This window comes from Noviherbaspirillum sp., from assembly GCF_035254865.1.
Taxonomy (GTDB): Bacteria; Pseudomonadota; Gammaproteobacteria; order Burkholderiales; family Burkholderiaceae_D; genus Noviherbaspirillum.
Map to the genome: position 1 here is coordinate 1 of NZ_DATFAF010000045.1, position 17,844 is coordinate 17,844.

At 63.6% G+C, this 17,844-nt stretch carries 15 protein-coding genes; 12 read left to right on the forward strand and 3 right to left on the reverse strand.

Annotation, left to right across the window (positions count from 1 at the left end):
* Positions 1-156: 156 nt before the first annotated feature.
* The 3 genes from VJ651_RS12055 to VJ651_RS12065 all read left to right on the forward strand — a co-directional run bounded on the left by VJ651_RS12055 (position 157) and on the right by VJ651_RS12065 (position 2,997).
* Positions 157-1,062 carry an NAD(P)-dependent oxidoreductase gene (locus VJ651_RS12055; protein ID WP_324107691.1) on the forward strand — a complete coding sequence of 302 codons (906 nt, stop codon included), beginning with the start codon at positions 157-159 and terminating at the stop codon, positions 1,060-1,062.
* Positions 1,063-1,163: 101 nt separating this feature from the next.
* Positions 1,164-2,417 carry a Xaa-Pro peptidase family protein gene (locus tag VJ651_RS12060; protein WP_324107692.1) on the forward strand — a complete coding sequence of 418 codons (1,254 nt, stop codon included), beginning with the start codon at positions 1,164-1,166 and terminating at the stop codon, positions 2,415-2,417.
* A 118-nt stretch (positions 2,418-2,535) separates the two neighbouring features.
* Positions 2,536-2,997: a cache domain-containing protein gene (locus tag VJ651_RS12065; RefSeq protein WP_324107693.1), complete on the forward strand. Its 462-nt coding sequence runs from the start codon at positions 2,536-2,538 to the stop codon at positions 2,995-2,997.
* Between the two features lie 188 nt (positions 2,998-3,185).
* Here the strand turns inward: VJ651_RS12065 and VJ651_RS12070 are convergent, their stop codons facing one another.
* Positions 3,186-4,163, reverse strand: a complete 978-nt coding sequence (locus VJ651_RS12070) for a zinc-binding alcohol dehydrogenase family protein (RefSeq protein WP_324107694.1) — start codon at positions 4,161-4,163, stop codon at positions 3,186-3,188.
* Between the two features lie 373 nt (positions 4,164-4,536).
* Between VJ651_RS12070 and VJ651_RS12075 the strand changes: the two genes are divergently transcribed.
* On the forward strand, positions 4,537-4,770 hold the full coding sequence (locus VJ651_RS12075) for a DUF2798 domain-containing protein (protein ID WP_324107695.1): 234 nt from the start codon (positions 4,537-4,539) through the stop codon (positions 4,768-4,770).
* A gap of 64 nt (positions 4,771-4,834) precedes the next feature.
* On the opposite strand, the gene VJ651_RS12080 is transcribed toward VJ651_RS12075, so the two are convergent.
* Complete coding sequence (locus VJ651_RS12080) at positions 4,835-5,749, reverse strand: LysR family transcriptional regulator (protein WP_324107696.1); 915 nt, start codon at positions 5,747-5,749, stop codon at positions 4,835-4,837.
* Between the two features lie 434 nt (positions 5,750-6,183).
* On the opposite strand from VJ651_RS12080, the gene gabD reads away from it, so the two are divergent.
* The 8 genes from gabD (at position 6,184) to moaA (ending at position 16,644) form a co-directional block, all read left to right on the forward strand.
* Entirely contained in the window at positions 6,184-7,671 is a 1,488-nt protein-coding gene (gene gabD / locus VJ651_RS12085) for an NADP-dependent succinate-semialdehyde dehydrogenase (protein ID WP_324107697.1), read from the forward strand.
* 11 nt (positions 7,672-7,682) lie between these two features.
* Positions 7,683-8,822, forward strand: a complete 1,140-nt coding sequence (locus VJ651_RS12090) for a GTP-binding protein (RefSeq protein WP_324107698.1) — start codon at positions 7,683-7,685, stop codon at positions 8,820-8,822.
* Positions 8,823-8,846: 24 nt separating this feature from the next.
* Entirely contained in the window at positions 8,847-11,051 is a 2,205-nt protein-coding gene (locus VJ651_RS12095) for an alpha-ketoacid dehydrogenase subunit alpha/beta (protein WP_324107699.1), read from the forward strand.
* Positions 11,052-11,063: 12 nt separating this feature from the next.
* Complete coding sequence (locus VJ651_RS12100) at positions 11,064-11,606, forward strand: VOC family protein (RefSeq protein ID WP_324107700.1); 543 nt, start codon at positions 11,064-11,066, stop codon at positions 11,604-11,606.
* 30 nt (positions 11,607-11,636) lie between these two features.
* Positions 11,637-12,884, forward strand: coding sequence for a pyruvate dehydrogenase complex dihydrolipoamide acetyltransferase (locus VJ651_RS12105; protein ID WP_324107701.1), 1,248 nt, complete (start codon positions 11,637-11,639; stop codon positions 12,882-12,884).
* 9 nt (positions 12,885-12,893) lie between these two features.
* A complete protein-coding gene (gene lpdA, locus VJ651_RS12110) occupies positions 12,894-14,291 on the forward strand; it encodes a dihydrolipoyl dehydrogenase (protein ID WP_324107702.1) in 1,398 nt (465 codons plus the stop codon).
* Positions 14,292-14,427: 136 nt separating this feature from the next.
* Complete coding sequence (locus VJ651_RS12115) at positions 14,428-15,510, forward strand: porin (protein WP_324107703.1); 1,083 nt, start codon at positions 14,428-14,430, stop codon at positions 15,508-15,510.
* A 123-nt stretch (positions 15,511-15,633) separates the two neighbouring features.
* Positions 15,634-16,644: a GTP 3',8-cyclase MoaA gene (gene moaA / locus VJ651_RS12120; RefSeq protein ID WP_324107704.1), complete on the forward strand. Its 1,011-nt coding sequence runs from the start codon at positions 15,634-15,636 to the stop codon at positions 16,642-16,644.
* Here the strand turns inward: moaA and VJ651_RS12125 are convergent.
* Complete coding sequence (locus VJ651_RS12125) at positions 16,641-17,837, reverse strand: MFS transporter (RefSeq protein WP_324107705.1); 1,197 nt, start codon at positions 17,835-17,837, stop codon at positions 16,641-16,643. The two genes, moaA and VJ651_RS12125, sit on opposite strands and share 4 nt — an antisense overlap.
* Positions 17,838-17,844 lie beyond the last annotated feature (7 nt).

A 17,844-nucleotide genomic window follows, 5' to 3' on the forward strand; every position in this document is an offset into this window, starting at 1 on the left:
GGGGAAGGGAAGATCAGGCTGAACGACCGGGAATATGCGGTGGGCCGCGGGGCCGGCGTGTACCTGGGGCCGAACGAGACGGCCTCGATCAGCGCCGGCGAGAACGGCACGCTCAAACTGTTTCATCTCGTTGTCCCCGAAGTCCAGGACTAAGCAGTGAACGCCGCAATGGAACACCGGATGAAGATCGGTTTTATCGGACTGGGGCGCATGGGCACGGCGATTGCCGGACGCTTGTTGCGCCACGGATTCGACCTCGCCGTTTACAACCGCACGCCGGAAAAGGCGGCCGACCTGGCGAAGGCCGGTGCGCGCGTGGCGACCTCCATCGCCGACGTCTGTGGTGGACGCAATGTGGTGATCACCATGCTGGCCGACGACGCGGCGATCGATGCCGTGGTGCTCGGCCAGGGCGGCGTGCGCGATTCGTTGGCAGCCGGCGCCATCCACATCGCGATGGGCACGCATGGCGTCGATGCCATCCGGGCACTGGATGCGGCGCACCGGCAGGGCGGCCAGCAACTGGTCGCCGCGCCTGTGCTCGGACGCCCGGATGCTGCCGAAGCCGGTCAGCTCGGAATCGTCGCCGCAGGTCCGGCGGAAGCCGTTGCGGCTTGCCAGCCCGTGTTCGATGTCATCGGCAAGCGTACCTTCAAGGCCGGCGACGGCGCGGCGGGTGCCGCCGCCATCAAGCTCTCGAACAACTTCCTGCTGGGCTGCTGCATCGAGGCCATGGGCGAAGCCTTTTCGCTCGTGCGCAAGTACGGCGTCGCGCCGGAAGTTCTGTACGACGTCTTGACGGAAGGCCTGTTTGCCGCGCCGGCATACAAGGTGTACGGACGCCTGATCGTCGATGAAGCTTATGACAAGGTCGGATTCGCCACCCTGCTCGGTCTCAAGGACATCAACCTGGTACTCGCTGCCGGACAGGCCGAACGCGTGCCCTTGCCGAGCGCGAGTAACTTGCGCGACCGGCTGCTCGGCGCGATTGCGCACGGCGATGGCGACAAGGACTGGGCGGTGGTCGCCAGGGAGCAGGCGCGCGCCAGCGGATTGGAATGAAGCAGGAATACCGGCGAAGTCGCCGGCAATGTCATTTGAACGTATGAACGGCGCGGACCGAGCGAGTGCATGGATCCGGCCACATTGAAAGGAAAGACGCGATGAAATACAACCGCCCGCACGCGACAGCCGCCTGGGGAACGATGGCGAAGGACTGGGAACTGGGTGTCGATTATCAGCGCATGGTGCGCGAACGCTTCCTGCGCGCGCAAGCTGCGGTCAAGGCTTCCGGCCTCGGCGCGGTGCTGTGCTTCAACGTCGACAACGTGCGCTACATCACCGGCACGCATATCGGTGAATGGGCGCGCGACAAGTTCGACCGCTATGCGCTGTGCCCGCGCGACGGCGAACCTTACCTGTGGGATCCGGCGCCGCCTGCCAAGCGCATCAGCTCGCCGTGGATTGCCGATCACCTGGGTGCGCCGATCAGCAACATGCAGGGCGCCTTGCCGCCCAAGGTCGGTGCGCAGGCGGACTTCGCCAAGCAGATCAAGAAGATGATGGTGCACTACGGCATCGACAAGGAACCGCTCGGCATCGACCTGCTGGAGCTGCCCATGCTGCGCGCGCTCGAGAAGGAAGGCATCGAGGTAGTTGACGGACAGCAGGCCATGCTGGATGCGCGCGAGATCAAGACGCCGGAAGAAATCCAGTGCCTGAAGGTCGCCGCTTCCATGGTCGACGCCACGTATTACGACATCTGCAAGGCGATTCGCCCGGGTGTGCGCGAGAACGAACTGGTGGCGATTGCGAATGACCGCCTGTTCCGCCTCGGCTCCGAGCGCGTCGAGTGCGTCAACTCCGTGGCCGGCCCGCGCGGCACGCCGCATTCGCATACCTTCTCGGACCGCATCATCCAGCCGGGCGACATGGTGTACCTCGACATCATGCATTCGTTCAACGGCTATCGCACCTGCTATTACCGCACCTTTGTGTGCGGCGAGCCGAACAAGTACCAGATCGAAGCCTATGAAACCGCATCCAAATGGATCAGCGCGTCCATCGACGCCATCCGTCCGGGCGCCACGGTCGAGGAAGTGGCAAGCGTCTGGCCGGCGGCCGACGAGTTCGGCTACAAGAACGAGGAAGAGGCCTTCCTGCTGCAGTACGGCCATGGCATCGGCCTGAGTCTGTGGGAGCGCCCGATCATCAGCCGCCGCTTCAAGGGGCAGAACACGGTCCTCAAGGAAGGCATGGTGTTCGCCGTCGAAACCTGGAAGGGTGCGGCCGATGGCTCCGGTGCGGCACGCATCGAAGAAGAAGTCGTCGTGACCAAGGATGGTTGCGAAGTCATTACCAACTTCCCGTCGGACCGCCTGATTTCCTGCGGCCTGCCGGGATGCGACGTGTTCTGATCCGATCCGGCGTCCGTGTGCGGACGCCGCTTCAACCGAGACAACATCAACAGAGTAGTACCGCAGTAAAGAATGCCGGCAACATGAACCGGCTCGTCAAACAACAGGAGGAAACACAATGAAACGCATGATCAAGGCACATCTTGCGGTGGTAACATTTCTGGCCGCTGCCATTCCCGCACTCGGCTTCGCGACCAGCAAGGACGATGCGGTCGCTCTTGCACAGAAGGCGGTGGCGCATGTCAAGGAAGTCGGCATCGACAAGGCTTGCAAGGATTTTGCCGTAGCAGGCGGGGAATACTTCAAGGGAGAGCTGTATGTTTTCCTGCAGGACAAGAATTCACTGATGATCTGCCACGCGGCGATCCCGCGCACCAATGGCCACAATGTCTCCGACATCAAGGATGCCAACGGCAAGTTCTTCGCCAAGGAGCAGACCGCGATGGTCATGTCCAAGGGCTCGGGCTGGATCGATTACGTGTTCGCGAACCCGGTGACCCATTCGATGGAAAACAAGTCGTCGTACGGCTTGAAGATCGATGGCGAGCACTGGCTCGGCGTCGGCGTGTATCGCAAGTAAAGCGCTTCGCCGGCCGAGGCGTCCGCGACGATCATCCGGTCCGCCGATCAAAAGGGCGACGCGACCCCACCGGGGCCGTCGCCCTTTTTCATTGAGAACAGGAGCGCGCCGAATGCCAATGAGGTAAATGAAACGAGCCCGCTCGTCGCGGGCTTTTGCCTGCTTGCCTGCCTGCGTTATGCGGCGGCTCAGCACTCCAGCACGATGCGCTGGCGCGTGCCCGCCAGCACGGCGCGGTAGGCGTGCGCTGCATCCTTGAGGGAATACACCGCGTTCGGTGCAATGGGAAAGGGCTTGAGCGCGCCGCTCGCAAATCCAGGCGACAGCTCGCGCAGGATCTTCGCGCAGGCCACATGGTCGAGCGCCAGCGAATCGATGCCGACATAGGTGTGCTGTCCGCGGTAGAACTGGAAGATGTCGAAAGGTACCGGACGTTCAAGGGTCGAAATCAGGATCTGCCGCGCGCCGATTGCCATGGACTGGTTGGCGGCGGCGAAGTAGGGGCTGCCCACCGTATTGAAGACGATGTCGGCGCCGTGACCATTGGTTTGCTCCCGCACACAGGCGGCGATATCCTGCTGTTCGCCGTCGATCAACGTGATCTCCGTGTTCGCATGCCCTGCATAGGGCTGCCTGCCGCGCACGACCGCGAAGACGCGCGCGCCGTGCTGCGTCGCGAGCTGGATCGCCGCCTGGCCCACCTTGCCGGTGCCACCCATGATCAGCACCACCTCGCCGGCCTGCGGCATGCCGGCTCGGCGAAATCCTTCATATGCGGTGACGAAGGGGACGCCGACCGAGCCCGCTTCACGCATGGTCAGGGTGGGAGGCTTGATGCAGACGCCGCTCACATCGAGCACGACATAGCGCGCATGCGAGCCGTCCCGTCGAATGCCGAGGTCGCCGCCGCTGCCCCAGACCTCCAGACCGACCAGGCGCGACGGTCCGCCGATCACGATTCCGGCAAAGTCGCGGCCCGGCGTGCGCGGCCATATGGCATGAGGCATCAAGCCCAGTGCGGCCTTGGCGTCGCTGGGATTGACGCCGGCGCTTTTGACCTCGACGACGCACTGTCCGGCGCCGAAGCGGGGGCAGGGCTGCGGCGTGATTGTAGGGTTAAGGGAGTCGGCGTCGGCCGCCTTCTCTGTCAGTCGTACTGCAACCATGTGTGCTTCTCCTCGAATCTTTTTTGCGACGGTCGCGGGAATGGTCGAACGTGCCGCGCATTGCTGCGGTTCGCGCCGGTACTTGAATTCAAATAACCCCACATGCATCGGAGAATAGCAGCGCGAATCGCTTTGTTGCCGGGCGATCGCCGCAAGCGATCAATTTGCGCAAACACGGAATCGATGCGGCACATAGGGGTGGCATAGACTCAGCGTCTCGGGCGCCCCGCCGAACGTGTCGGCGGGCATACCCGTACACGGGAAGACCGGCACTCGCCCTCGTCCGGCGATGTGCTCTATCAGTAGGGGAGAGCGACGACCATGGACTGCTGCATGCGATTGGATCGCGCCTGCCCCTCAGGGAGGATTTAGGATGCGCTTGCCGGCACGCTGGGCGCCGTTCCTGACGGGATTTTTCATGTCCCTGTTCATGGTTTTCATCATCACCGCAGTGCTCAACCTGATGAGCGGGCATCCTTCTTTCGCGGACTGGGTACACAGTTTCGTGCGCGTGTGGCCGATTGCCTTCGTTGCGGTGATCGTTGTGATGCCGCTGGTCAGGCGGGTGGTGCTGGCATTGACGCAGCCTCCCTTGCAGGAGAGGTGACGCGCACGGGCCGCTTGCGTTCCCGGCATCGTGAAGCGCGCCGGGAACGGACAAGCGCCCGGAATCAGGTGCGCGAATGCACCAGCATGTTGGTGGCGACGTTCTGCAATTCCTGCAGGAAGGCCTGGCATACCGGCGACAGTTCGTGGTCGGAACGGTAGAAGACGGCGATGTTCCACTCCGGCAGCGCCGCATCCATGGCGATCGGCACAATTCCCCAGCGCGCCGCGCGATCGGAAAACAACTGCTTGGGAACCAGGGTGATGTAATCGCTGCGCTCGACCATCGTCAGCGCGCAGGCGAACGATGTGCATTCGATGGTGCTGGTCGGCGGCTCCAGCCCCGCCGCAATGAATGTCTGCTCGAACACGTCGCGTCCGCTCGGGCCGCGCCGGTAGATCACCCAGTCCGCATGCACCAGGTCGACCAGCGTCTTGCGCGATTGCGTCAGCGGATGCTTGACGCGCACTGCCGGCGTCAGGCGGTCGGGCAGCAGGAGCACGCAGGACAGGCCTTCGTCGCGCGGACGTTCCGGCATGAGGCAGATCGCAAAATCGAATTCGCCGGTACGCACGGTATGCAGCGCGTCAGGATAGACGCCTTCCTGCAGATGGAAACTGATTTTCGGCCGGGTACGCTTGAACTCGATGATCGCCTGTGGCGCCAGCGCCATCGCCACCGAGGGCGACATGCTGATCTTGATCTCGCCGGAGCCGGCGCCCATGATGGAATCGATGTCGTTGCGCGCCTCGCGCAGCTCGGCTTCGATGACCTTGGCGCGCGCAATCAGCGCGCGTCCGGCCGCGGTCGGCGTCACTCCGTGCGAACCGCGATGCAGGAGTTCGACGCCGAGCGATTCTTCGAGTTGCTGCAAGCTCTTGGTGACCGACGACTGCGAGAGAAAAAGCATCTTCGCCGCCTGGCGCACCGTGCCGGCTTCGGCGACGGCGATCAGATGATGGAGTTGACTGAGTTTCATGTTGAAGATGTGTGATGTTACTGAGTGCGCTTCATCATGAAATGATGATTCGACCTCATGATAGTTCTTTCTCGCTCCTGAATGACCCTGATCGAGAGAGGGAATACTTCGTCTCGCCTAGTCTTGTCATTGATGGCGCGCACCGGCACGAGCAGTCCGGCGAACCACGCGCCGCGTCATGTCACCCTCTCATCAACTCACTGCACTACAACTTTCTCGCGCAAGCAAATCCACAACATTCCGGGCGGGTGTTCGCCAGGCACGATCACCGTGATCGAACATGGAATCACTTTGCGATCATCCCGCTGCTTAGAATTTGATCCACTTTCAATCGAACAATCACAAGGCAAGCAATGCAGTTGCCGGGCGTCTGGAATGCCGGTCTGCCAAGGCCGAAGCGCAGCGCCGCTCCACACAAAGAGGATGACGACCCCATGAACGACGTTTCACTCTCCTGCGCCTTCCCCGAACTCAAGGATCCGGGCCTGCTGCGCCAGCTTTGCTATATCGACGGCGCGTGGATTGGCGCCGACAGCGGCAAGACTGTCGCTGTCACCAATCCCGCGACCGGCGCTGCGCTGGGAACGGTTCCCGTGATGGGCGCGGCCGAAGCGCGGCGCGCCATTGACGCCGCAGATGCCGCGTGGCCCGCATGGCGCGCAAAGCTCGCGAAGGAGCGCAGCGCGATCCTGCGCCGCTGGTTCGACCTGATGATCGCTCACCAGGATGATCTGGCGCGCATCATGACAGCGGAGCAGGGCAAGCCGCTGGACGAGGCGCGCGGCGAGATCGGCTACGCCGCGTCATTCATCGAATGGTTTGCCGAAGAAGGCAAGCGCACCTACGGAGAAACGATTCCGACTTATCAGTCGGGCAAGCGCCTGGTCACCATTCGGCAACCGGTCGGCGTTTGCGCCGCGATCACGCCATGGAATTTCCCGGCTGCGATGATTACCCGCAAGGCCGGGCCCGCGCTGGCGGCAGGTTGCACCATGATCGTCAAGCCGGCGACAGCCACGCCCTTCTCGGCGCTCGCGCTCGCTGAGCTGGCTGAACGCGCCGGCGTGCCGAAGGGCGTGTTCAGTGTCGTCACCGGTTCCGCGGGTGAAATCGCCGGCGAACTGACCGCCAATCCGATCGTGCGCAAACTGACCTTCACCGGTTCCACCGAAATCGGCAAGGTGCTGATGCAGCAGTGCGCCGGCACCATCAAGAAGATGTCGCTGGAGCTTGGCGGAAATGCGCCGTTCATCGTGTTCGAGGATGCGGATCTCGACGCCGCGGTTGAAGGCGCGATCGTGTCCAAATTCCGCAACACCGGACAGACCTGCGTCTGCACCAACCGTCTGCTCGTTCACTGCAGCGTGTACGATCAATTTGCCGCCAAGCTGGCGACCAAGGTGAATGAACTGAAGGTCGGCAATGGCATGGAGCCGGGCGTAACACAAGGACCGCTGATCGATGCGGCGGCCGTGCGCAAGGTGGAAGAACATATCGCGGATGCGGTCGCCAAGGGCGCCAGGGTGCTCGCCGGCGGCGAGCGTGCCGACGGCGGCGAATTGTTCTTCCAGCCGACCGTACTCATCGGCGTCACCAGCGACATGAAGGTCGCCACCGAAGAAACTTTCGGTCCCCTCGCTCCGCTGTTCAGCTTCGACGACGAAGCCGAAGCAATCCGCATGGCCAACGACACCGAGTACGGACTCGCAGCGTACTTCTACACGCGTGACCTGGGACGCACCTGGCGCGTATCCGAAGCGCTGGAATACGGCATGGTCGGCGTCAACACCGGCCATATCTCCACCGAAGTCGCGCCATTCGGCGGCATCAAGGAATCCGGGCTGGGCCGCGAGGGTTCGCGCCACGGCATCGAGGAATACACCGAGATCAAGTATGTCGCCATGGGCGGCATCGGCTGCTAGGAAAAGAGATCATGGGCCGCATTCCCGTCACCATCATCACCGGCTTCCTCGGCAGCGGCAAGACCACGCTGCTCAACCGCGTGCTGCGCCAGCCGGACCTTGTCGATACGGCAGTCATCATCAACGAATTCGGTGAAATCGGCCTCGATCACGAACTCGTGCAGGCCAGCGACGGCGAGGTCGTGCTGCTGCCCAACGGCTGCCTGTGCTGCGCGGTACGCGGCGATTTCGTGCGCACTCTGGATGACCTGCACAGGCGCCGCGTCCAAGGCAGCGTGCTTCCCTTTTCGCGCGTCATCGTCGAAACCAGCGGGCTGGCCGACCCCGGGCCCATCATTCAGGCGCTGTTGGCCGAGCCCTCCCTGCATGCGCGCTATGTGCTCGAGTCCGTGCTCGCCACGGTCGATGTCATCAACGGTGCGGCGACCATGAAGGCGCATCTGGAAGCGGTCAAGCAGATTGCGGTCGCCGACCGCATCGTGCTGACCAAACAGGACATGCTGGCGGCCGAAACGGCACTGGCGAGAATGGATGTGCTGACCCGGCACCTGCGCCACCTGAGCCCGGCGGCGATGATCGAAGAGGCGACCACGGCCATCCGCGAGATTTGCCGCGCGACGCCTTTCGACCCGGAACGCAAGGCGTGCGACCCGCAGGCCTGGCTGGGCGCGCATCACTACGAAAGCCATGCCGGACACCGGCACGCGCAAGGGAACGAACACCATGGCCACCACAGCGGCCGCGTCCGCTCGTTCTGCATCACGCGCGACGAGCCGATCGACGAGGTCGCCCTCGAGATGTTTCTGTCGGGGCTCGGCAAGCATCTCGGCCCCGGTCTGTTGCGTCTCAAGGGCATCGTCAATGTCGCGCAGCACCCGGATCGCCCGGCCATCGTGCATGGAGCGCAAACCCTGCTGCATGAACTCGCCTGGCTGCAGCAATGGCCGGGAGCGGATCGTCGCACACGCCTGGTGTTCATCACGCTCGACACCGACCAGGAAGAGATCGAAGACATGCTCGGCCTGATGGAACGCATGCAGTCCCGCACCGTCCAGGCGAAAGCGCGCGCCGCTGGCCTCGCCGCCGACTCCGCGCGCGGCCTGCCGCTATCCGAATTATCAGAAAAACCGCTGCCACGCCCCGTCGCCTAGGGCTTGCCAATACAGGGAACCAACATGCCAAACATTGAAAACCTCAGTTACAGCGCGACCTGGCAAGAGGTCCGCGCCACGCCGAAGGACTGGGACAATCTCGGTGCGAAAACCGTCGTGCAGATGCTGCATCACCTGCACCTGGTGCGCGCCTTCGAGGAGGTCGTGCTCGAGCTCGAATCGCAAGGCCTGGTGCATGGCCCCGCGCACTCCAGCATCGGCCAGGACGGCGGTGCGGTCGGCGCGGTCTCCTTGCTGCGTTCGGGCGATCTGATTACCGGCTCGCATCGCGGCCATCATCAATTCCTCGCCAAGTGTCTGGCCCATCTCGACAAGGCCGACCGCGACCCGCGCGGCCCGCTGCCCGACGACATCAGAACCATGCTCTATCGCTCGCTGGCCGAGATTCTCGGACTGGCCGACGGCTTCTGCCGTGGGCGCGGCGGCTCCATGCACCTGCGCTGGGCAGAGGCGGGCGCGCTCGGCACCAATGCCATCGTCGGCGGCGGCGTGCCGCTCGCGACCGGTGCCGCCTGGGCCTGCAAGCGTCGCGGCGAAGGCAATGTCGCGTTCACCTTCCTTGGCGACGGCGCGGTCAACATCGGCGCCGTGCCCGAATCGATGAATCTTGCCGCGCTGTGGTCGCTGCCGATCTGCTTCTTCATCGAAAACAACGGCTACGCCGTCTCCACCACGCTGAGCGAGGAAACACGCGAAGGCCGCCTGTCCTCGCGCGGCGGCGCCTACGGCATCCCCGCGCTGCGCGTCGACGGCATGGACCCGGTCACGGTGCGCGTCGCCACGCAAATGGCGGTGGATGCCATGCGCGGCGGAAGCGGCCCGTGGATCATCGAAGCCGATCTCTATCGCTTCTTCCATCACAGCGGCGGTCTGCCGGGCAGCGCCTTCGGCTATCGCAGCAAGGATGAGGAAGCCGCCTGGCGCGAGCGTGATCCGCTCCTCACACTCGCACGCGGCGCCACCGAGCGCAAGTGGCTCACGGCCGACGAGAACGCCGCAATGCGTGCCGCGGCGCGCGACTGCATGCAGGAACTTGCCTCGCGCCTCACGGAGAAGGACGGCAACAAGCGCCGCATCATTCCGACACTGTGGCCAAAGCCGGAATTCCGCGATGAAGGCTTGCGTGGCGACTTGTCTGAACTCGATGGCGTTCGCTATGAAGAACTCGAGGCCGCCAGCGGCAAAGTGGGCGAAGTCAAGTTCATCGATGCGGTGGCCAATGTCATGGGCCGTCGCATGGAGCAGGACGAACGCATCTTCTGCATCGGCGAAGACATCCACAAGCTCAAGGGCGGCACCAACGGCGCCACCCGCGGCCTGGCTGCGCGCTTCCCGGACCGCATCATTCCCGCGCCGATTGCCGAGCAGGGCTTTGTGGGGCTGGCCGGCGGCGTGGCGATGGAAGGTCATTACCGCCCCGTGGTCGAACTGATGTATGCCGACTTCGCGCTCGTCGCGGCCGACCAGCTCTTCAACCAGGTTGGCAAGGCGCGCCACATGTTCGGCGGCGACACGCGCATGCCGCTCGTCTTGCGCAGCAAGTGCGCGATCGGCACCGGCTACGGCTCGCAGCATTCGATGGACCCGGCCGGCCTGTATGCGATGTGGCCGGGCTGGCGCATCATCGCGCCGTCCACGCCCTTCGACTATGTCGGCCTGATGAACAGCGCGCTGCAATGCGAAGACCCGGTGCTCGTGATCGAGCATGTCGAGTTGTACAACACGAGCGGCATGGGCCCGCTGGAGGATTACGACTACTACATCCCGCTGGGCAAGGCCAAGGTGGTCCGCCCCGGCACCGCCTTTACCGTGCTCACCTATCTTGCGATGACGCCGCTTGCAATCAAGGCAGCGGAAGAACTCGGCGTCGATGCGGAAATCATCGACCTGCGCTCGCTCGATCGCGCCGGCATCGACTGGGAAACGATCGGCGCCAGCGTGCGCAAGACCAGCAACGTGGTGGTGCTGGAGCAGGGCTCGGTGACGGCATCCTACGGCGCCATGCTGGCCGACGAGCTGCAGCGCCGCCTGTTCGACTATCTCGACCAGCCGGTCAAGCGCATCCATGGCGGCGAGGCCTCGCCCAATGTGTCCAAGGTGCTGGAGCGCGCGGCCTTCGTCGGCCTGGACGAAGTTCGCGCCGGTTTCGCGGGCGTCATGGCGGACGCCGGCAAGCCGCTGACGCAAGCCGGCCGCAAGCTGGCCTGAGGGAGGAAAGCGATGTCTTCCAGCAGCAAGGGATTGCCGGGCTTGCGTGGTACCGACCATATCGGCTTCACGGTGCCGAATGTCGATGAAGCAGCAGAATTTTTCATCAACGTGATCGGCTGCGAACCGTTTTACGAACTCGGCCCGTTTGTCGCGAACGACGACTGGATGGAGACGCATCTCAATGTCCATCCGCGCGCGGTAATGAAGAAGTTGAAGTTCCTGCGCTGCCGCAACGGTTCCAATTTCGAGCTGTTCGAGTACGCGTCTCCCGACCAGAACCGGACGCAGCCGAAGAACAGCGATGTCGGCGGACATCACCTTGCCTTTTATGTCGACGACATGGATGCCGCGCTCGCGCATTTGCGCAGCCACGGCGTGCGCATTCTCGGCGAGCCGACGGTGCGCACCAGCGGGCCGAGCGGCGGCCAGACCTGGGTCTATTTCCTCGCGCCGTGGGGCATGCAGTTCGAACTCGTGAGTTTCCCGAACGGCAAGGGCTACGAGAAGGACACCGCCGCGCGGCTCTGGCATCCGGCGCATCCGGAACGGTGATCAGTTTATTCATTCAGGGAGGCAGCATCCATGCCAGTTGAAATTCTCATGCCCTCGGCCGGTCCGTCGATGACCGAAGGCAGCGTCGTGCGTTGGCTGAAGCGCGAAGGGGACGCCGTCAAGCGCGGCGAAGCCCTGGTCGAAATCGAGACAGACAAGGCCGTGATCGAAGTCGAAGCGGAGAGCGATGGCGTTCTCGGCAAGATCCTGGTTGCGGAAGGAACGAACAACGTGAAGGTCGACAGCATCGTCGGCCTGATTGCCGTCAACGGCGAAAATCCGGCATCGCTGGCCGCTGCCACCTCCGTATCCGCCGCTTCGGTCAAACAGGAGGCGCAGTCCGCGACAGCAGCAGTGCCTGCCGCACCCGTCAAGGCGGCACCGGTCGGCCACGTCGGCCGCATCCTCGCCAGCCCGCTCGCGCGCCGCATTGCCAAGGAGCTCGGCGTCGACTTGTCGAAGGTGAGCGGCAGCGGCCCCAAGGGGCGCGTGCTGCGCGCGGACGTGGAAGCGGCGGCGCAGGCGGCTGCCGTCCTGCAAGCGGCGACGCACGCGCCGGAGCCGCAGAAGAGCGCGCCGCCAACTGTGGCCAGCGTCAATTACGAAGACATCCCGCATACCAACATGCGCCGCACCATCGCCCAGCGCCTGGGCGAAGCCAAGCGGTCCGTGCCGCATTTCTACCTGAGCGTGGATTGCTGCGTCGATGCCTTGCTCGACATTCGCCGCCAGATGAACCGGCAGGTGGACGGCGTCAAGCTGTCCGTCAACGACTTTATCGTGAAGGCTGTCGCGCTGGCGCTGCGCCGCATTCCGGCTTGCAACGCATCGTGGACCGACGATGCGATCCGGCGCTATCGCGATGTCGATATTTCGGTCGCGGTTGCCACGCCGAATGGCTTGATTACGCCGATCGTGCGCAGTGCGGATCAAAAGAGCCTGGGCCGCATCTCGGGCGACGTCAAGGACCTCGCCGCGCGCGCGAGGGAAGGCAAGCTCAAGCCGGAAGAATATCAGGGCGGCGGCTTCACTATTTCCAACCTGGGCATGTTCGGCATTCGCGAGTTCGCGGCCATCATCAATCCGCCGCAGGCCTGCATTCTCGCCGTCGGTGCGAGCGAGCAGCGGCCGGTTGTCCGAGACGGGGCGCTGGCCGTGGCGACGCTCATGACCTGCACCTTGTCGGCCGACCATCGGGTCGTCGACGGCGCAATGGGCGCAGAGTTTCTTGCTGAATTCCGCAAGCTGATCGAGAACCCGTTGACGATACTGGTGTAGGAGATGGCAATGTCTGACGCATTTGACGTGCTGGTGATCGGCGCGGGACCGGGCGGCTACGTTGCCGCGATCCGCGCCGCCCAGCTCGGTTTCCGAACAGCGGTGGTGGAGCGCGAACATCTCGGCGGCATCTGCCTCAACTGGGGATGCATTCCGACCAAGGCGCTGCTGCGTTCGGCGGAAGTCTTTCATCTGGCGCACGAGGGCGCGCCCTATGGCGTCAAGGCCAGCGGCCTTGCGTTCGACCTGGAGGCCATGGTCAAGCGTTCGCGCGCTGTCTCCGCGAAACTGCAGGCCGGCGTGCGCCACCTGCTGCGCAAGAACAAGGTGGAAATCATCGAAGGCAGCGGCACGCTGGTCGGCGGCGGTAAGGTGCGGGTCAGCCTGAAGGACAAGGGCGCGCGCGAAATCTCCGCCAAGCACATCATCCTCGCAACCGGCGCGCGGCCCCGCGTGCTGCCCGGCCTTGAACCCGATGGCAAACAGGTATGGACCTATCGCGAAGCAATGACGCCGCAGGCCATGCCGAAGTCCTTGCTCGTCGTCGGCTCGGGCGCCATCGGCGTGGAATTCGCGAGCTTCTATCGCACGCTTGGCGCCGAAGTCACCATCGTCGAAGTGCAGGACCGCATCCTGCCCGTCGAAGACGAGGAAATCTCGACCATGGCGCGCCAGTCCTTCGAGCGGCAGGGGATCAGGATCGTCACCTCCGCTACCGTCAAGGCGCTGGCCAAGGACAGCGTCGGCGTCACCGCAACCATCACGGCCGGCGGCAAGGATAGCGCGGTACGCGCCGAGCGCGTGATTCTCGCGGTCGGCATCACCGCCAACACCGAGCAGCTCGGCCTGGAGAACACCCGCGTCAAGCTCGACCGCGGTCGCATCGTGGCCGGACCCTACTGCGAGACGGACGAGCCCGGCGTGTATGCCATCGGCGACCTGACCGGCGCGCCATGGCTGGCGCACAAGGCCAGCCACGAGGCGGTGATCTGTGTGGAAAAGATCGCCGGCCTGGCCCACGTCCGCCCGCTCGACGTTCGCGTCATCCCGGGGTGCACCTACTGCCATCCGCAAATCGCCAGCGTCGGCTTGAGCGAGCGCAAGGCAAAGGAACTCGGACATGCGGTGAAAGTCGGGCGCTTCCCCTTTGTCGGCAACGGCAAGGCAATCGCGCTGGGCGACGAGGAAGGGATGATCAAGACAGTCTTCGACGCCAAGACAGGCGAACTGCTCGGCGCGCACATGATGGGCCCCGATGTCACTGAACTGATCCATGGCTACGGCATTGCCATGTCGCTCGAAACCACCGAGGCCGAACTCATGCATGCGGTGTTTCCGCATCCGACGCTGTCCGAAGCGATGCATGAATCGGTGCTCAATGCCTACGGCCATGCGCTGCACATTTGAGGCGAGAACATTCACACGAAATCACACGCAGCTGTAACACACCAGTCAGGGGGAGGGGTCACAACACAACAACATCGCAGCAAGCAAAACGAAACTGGAAATGTGCTCTTAATTTTTTAGGTGGAGACTTAGCAAAATGAAAAAATATCTGTACGGCGCACTCGCCATGACGGCAGGTTTGTATTCAGGCGTATCGATGGCCGAGACCACGATCTACGGCATCATCGACACCGGCGTCGAGTATGTGACGCACGCCAACGCGGCCGGTGACTCGGTCGTGAAAATGCCGACGCTGACCGGTTCTCTGCCGTCGCGTATCGGCTTCAAGGGAACGGAAGACCTCGGCGGCGGCATGCAGGCGCTGTATGTGCTGGAAACCGGCCTGTCGCCGGACGTTGGCGCCGTGGGGCAGGGTAATCGCCTGTTCGGCCGCCAGGCCTTCGTCGGGCTGAAGGGCGCCTACGGCACGCTGTCGCTGGGCCGCCAGGCCAACATGACGCTTGTATCGATGTTCAAGGCGGACGTCATGGGCCCGAACATCCACGGCATGAGCAACATGGACGGTTATCTGCCGAATGCGCGCAGCGATAACGCTATCGGATACATGGGCAAGTTCGATGCGTTCAGCGTCGGCGCGACCTACAGCTTCGGCCGCGATGCATCCGCAGCCGGCGGCCCCGCTGCCACCAACTGCGGCGGTGAAGTTGCCGGCAACTCGAAGGCCTGCAGCCAGTTCACCGGCCTGCTCGCCTACGACACCAAGGCATTCGGCGTTGCGGCTGCCTACGACAAGCTGTATGGCAACGCAGGCGCCGCCGGCGGCCTGACGAACAGCAGCTATTACGTCGAACGCACCTCGCTGAACGGCTATGCCATGCTCGGCAACACCAAGTTCGGCGGCGGCCTGATCAAGCGCAAGACGCATGCCGCGACCGACAACACCGCGGATCTGTACTACGCGGGCGTCAGCTATCCGTTTGCCAAGGCATGGATGCTGGATGCGCAGGTCGCCCGTCTGGACGTGAAGAACAGCCCGGACGCCTCGACCCTGCTGAGCGCGCGGGTGACCTACAACCTGTCCAAGCGCACCGCGGTCTACACCTCGTTCGGTCACATCAACAACGACGGCGCAGCAGCCATTGCCGTGAGCGCGGGCAGCAGCGTGGCCGCCGGCGTGGACCAGTCCGGCATGATGGTCGGCGTTCGTCATTTCTTCTAAGACCTGACGGACATCCGGCACACGCGTCCCGGGAGGCTCCGCCGCCTGCGTCAAAGCGGTGGAACCTCCCGGAATGCGGAAGGCCGGCGATGTGGAAAACATAGAGCAGGAAGTGGCAATCATATGATTTCGCATGCAGCAGGAAACGAAACACGCCCGAAGCTGGTCGATCGCTTCGGACGGTCGATCGAATATTTGCGTCTGTCGGTGACCGATCGTTGCGACCTGCGATGCACGTATTGCATGCCGAAAGGTTTCAAGGGCTTTGAAGAACCCGAGGACTGGCTGACGTTCGACGAGATCGAGCGCCTGCTGGCCGCATTCGCGCGCCTCGGCACCTCGCGCATCCGTATGACGGGCGGCGAGCCGCTTTTGCGGCGCAACCTGTCCGAACTGGCCGGCCGCATCGCGCGGCTTCCCGGCATTCGCGACCTCTCGCTATCGACCAATGCGACCCGGCTCGACCGCTACGCCGAGTCGCTGAAGGCAGCAGGCGTGTCGCGCATCAATGTCAGTCTCGACTCGCTCGACGCCGAATGCATGGAGAAAATCACCGGCCACGACAGCCTCCCGAAAATCATGGCCGGCATCATGGCAGGCAAGGCCGCCGGTTTCTCGCCGATCAAGATCAACATGGTGGCGCTGCGGGGCATCAACGATCATGAAATCGACGGCATGGTGGAATTCTGCATCGCGCACGGATTCATCCTGCGCCTGATCGAAGCCATGCCGATGGGGAGCACCGGCCAACGGGCGTCATTCCTCGATCTCGGGCCGATCCAGGCGCGGTTGAAAGAGAAATTCGATCTCCGGCCGCAGGCGGCGGAACTCGGCGGCGGACCGGCGCGCTATCTGACGACCGCCGACGGCAACGCCAATATCGGCTTCATCACGCCGATGTCGCAGCATTTCTGCGCGACCTGCAATCGTGTTCGCCTCGCGGTGGATGGCACCTTGTACCTGTGTCTGGGACAGGAAGAGAAGTTTGAATTCCGGCCATTGTTGCGCGGCGGCGCCAGCGATGCGGAGCTGGAAGCCGCGATCCGGGTCGCCATCGAGCTGAAGCCGCAAAAACATGATTTCCGCGAGAAGCCGGAGAAGGTCATCCGTTTCATGTCGCAGACGGGCGGCTAACCCGCAGCGGGCTGCGGCCGGCGCAGCACCAGCAGCACCAGCGCGGCGGCGGCGAAGACAGCGCCCGCCGCAAAAGTCGCCGCCGGACCCATCCTGTCCCACAGCACGCCCGCCACCACGCTCGCCAGCAACATTGCCACGCCGCTGCCCAGGTTGAATAATCCAAAGGCCGTACCGCGCAGCTCCGGCGGCGCGGTATCGGCAATCATGGCGGCCAGCAGGCCTTGCGTCGCTGCCATGTGCAGCCCCCAGAACACCAGCCCGGCAGCGATCCATCCCAGTCCGCCGTCGTAGGCGAGCAAGAGGTCGGCAATGATCAGAGGCACGATTCCCATGATCAGCAGGGCATGGTGGCTCATCTTGTCGGCCAGGATGCCGAGAGGATACGCGCCGACGGCATACACGACATTCATCAACACCAGCACCAGCGGCACCAGCGCCAACGCCAGGCCGCTTTGTTGCGCGCGCAGCACTAGGAATGCTTCCGAAAAACGCGCCAGCGTCAGCACGGCGCCGGCCGCCACCACCCACCAGTAGACGTCGGGCAGTTGTTTCAGCGCAGCCTTCGAGATCGGAAAGGCAGTCTTCCCGGCAGGGCGCGCCCGCGCGGGTTCGCGCACGCCGAAAGCAAGCAGCAGCACGGCCAACATGCCGGGAATGACCGCCACCCAGAAAACGGCACGGAAATCGTTGGCCCATAACAGCATCAAACCCATCGCCAGCAGCGGCCCGACGAAAGCACCCACTGTATCGAGCGACTGGCGCAAGCCGAATGCGGCTCCACGCACTTCCTGCGGCGTCACATCGGCGATCAAGGCATCGCGAGGCGCGCCGCGTATGCCTTTGCCGATACGGTCCAGAAAGCGTGCGCTCAATACCCATCCGGCGCCGGTTGCCAGGGCGAACAAGGGTTTGGTCGCGCCGCCCAGGCCATAGCCGATTACCGCGAGCCATTTGCGCTTGCCGACATAATCGCTGATGACGCCGGAAAACACCTTCGTGATCAACGCCGTCGCTTCCGCGATGCCTTCGATCACACCAACCGTGGTCGCACTTGTGCCCAAAACCACGGTCATAAATACCGGCAGCAGACTATGGATGATTTCTGACGAAATATCCATCAACAGGCTGACAAAGCCCAACACCCAAACTGTACGGGGGATATGGGGTGTTTGTTCGAGAGAGGTGGTCATGGGAATT

Bases quoted from the DNA above. Each gene is read 5' to 3' on its own strand.
- VJ651_RS12115 (WP_324107703.1), top strand. From the start codon at position 14,428: ATGAAAAAATATCTGTACGGCGCACTCGCCATGACGGCAGGTTTGTAT.
- VJ651_RS12090 (WP_324107698.1), top strand. From the start codon at position 7,683: ATGGGCCGCATTCCCGTCACCATCATCACCGGCTTCCTCGGCAGCGGC.
- VJ651_RS12125 (WP_324107705.1), bottom strand. From the start codon at position 17,837: ATGACCACCTCTCTCGAACAAACACCCCATATCCCCCGTACAGTTTGG.
- VJ651_RS12080 (WP_324107696.1), bottom strand. From the start codon at position 5,749: ATGAAACTCAGTCAACTCCATCATCTGATCGCCGTCGCCGAAGCCGGC.
- moaA (WP_324107704.1), top strand. From the start codon at position 15,634: ATGATTTCGCATGCAGCAGGAAACGAAACACGCCCGAAGCTGGTCGAT.
- VJ651_RS12105 (WP_324107701.1), top strand. From the start codon at position 11,637: ATGCCAGTTGAAATTCTCATGCCCTCGGCCGGTCCGTCGATGACCGAA.
- lpdA (WP_324107702.1), top strand. From the start codon at position 12,894: ATGTCTGACGCATTTGACGTGCTGGTGATCGGCGCGGGACCGGGCGGC.
- gabD (WP_324107697.1), top strand. From the start codon at position 6,184: ATGAACGACGTTTCACTCTCCTGCGCCTTCCCCGAACTCAAGGATCCG.
- VJ651_RS12070 (WP_324107694.1), bottom strand. From the start codon at position 4,163: ATGGTTGCAGTACGACTGACAGAGAAGGCGGCCGACGCCGACTCCCTT.
- VJ651_RS12060 (WP_324107692.1), top strand. From the start codon at position 1,164: ATGAAATACAACCGCCCGCACGCGACAGCCGCCTGGGGAACGATGGCG.
- VJ651_RS12065 (WP_324107693.1), top strand. From the start codon at position 2,536: ATGAAACGCATGATCAAGGCACATCTTGCGGTGGTAACATTTCTGGCC.
- VJ651_RS12075 (WP_324107695.1), top strand. From the start codon at position 4,537: ATGCGCTTGCCGGCACGCTGGGCGCCGTTCCTGACGGGATTTTTCATG.
- VJ651_RS12100 (WP_324107700.1), top strand. From the start codon at position 11,064: ATGTCTTCCAGCAGCAAGGGATTGCCGGGCTTGCGTGGTACCGACCAT.
- VJ651_RS12095 (WP_324107699.1), top strand. From the start codon at position 8,847: ATGCCAAACATTGAAAACCTCAGTTACAGCGCGACCTGGCAAGAGGTC.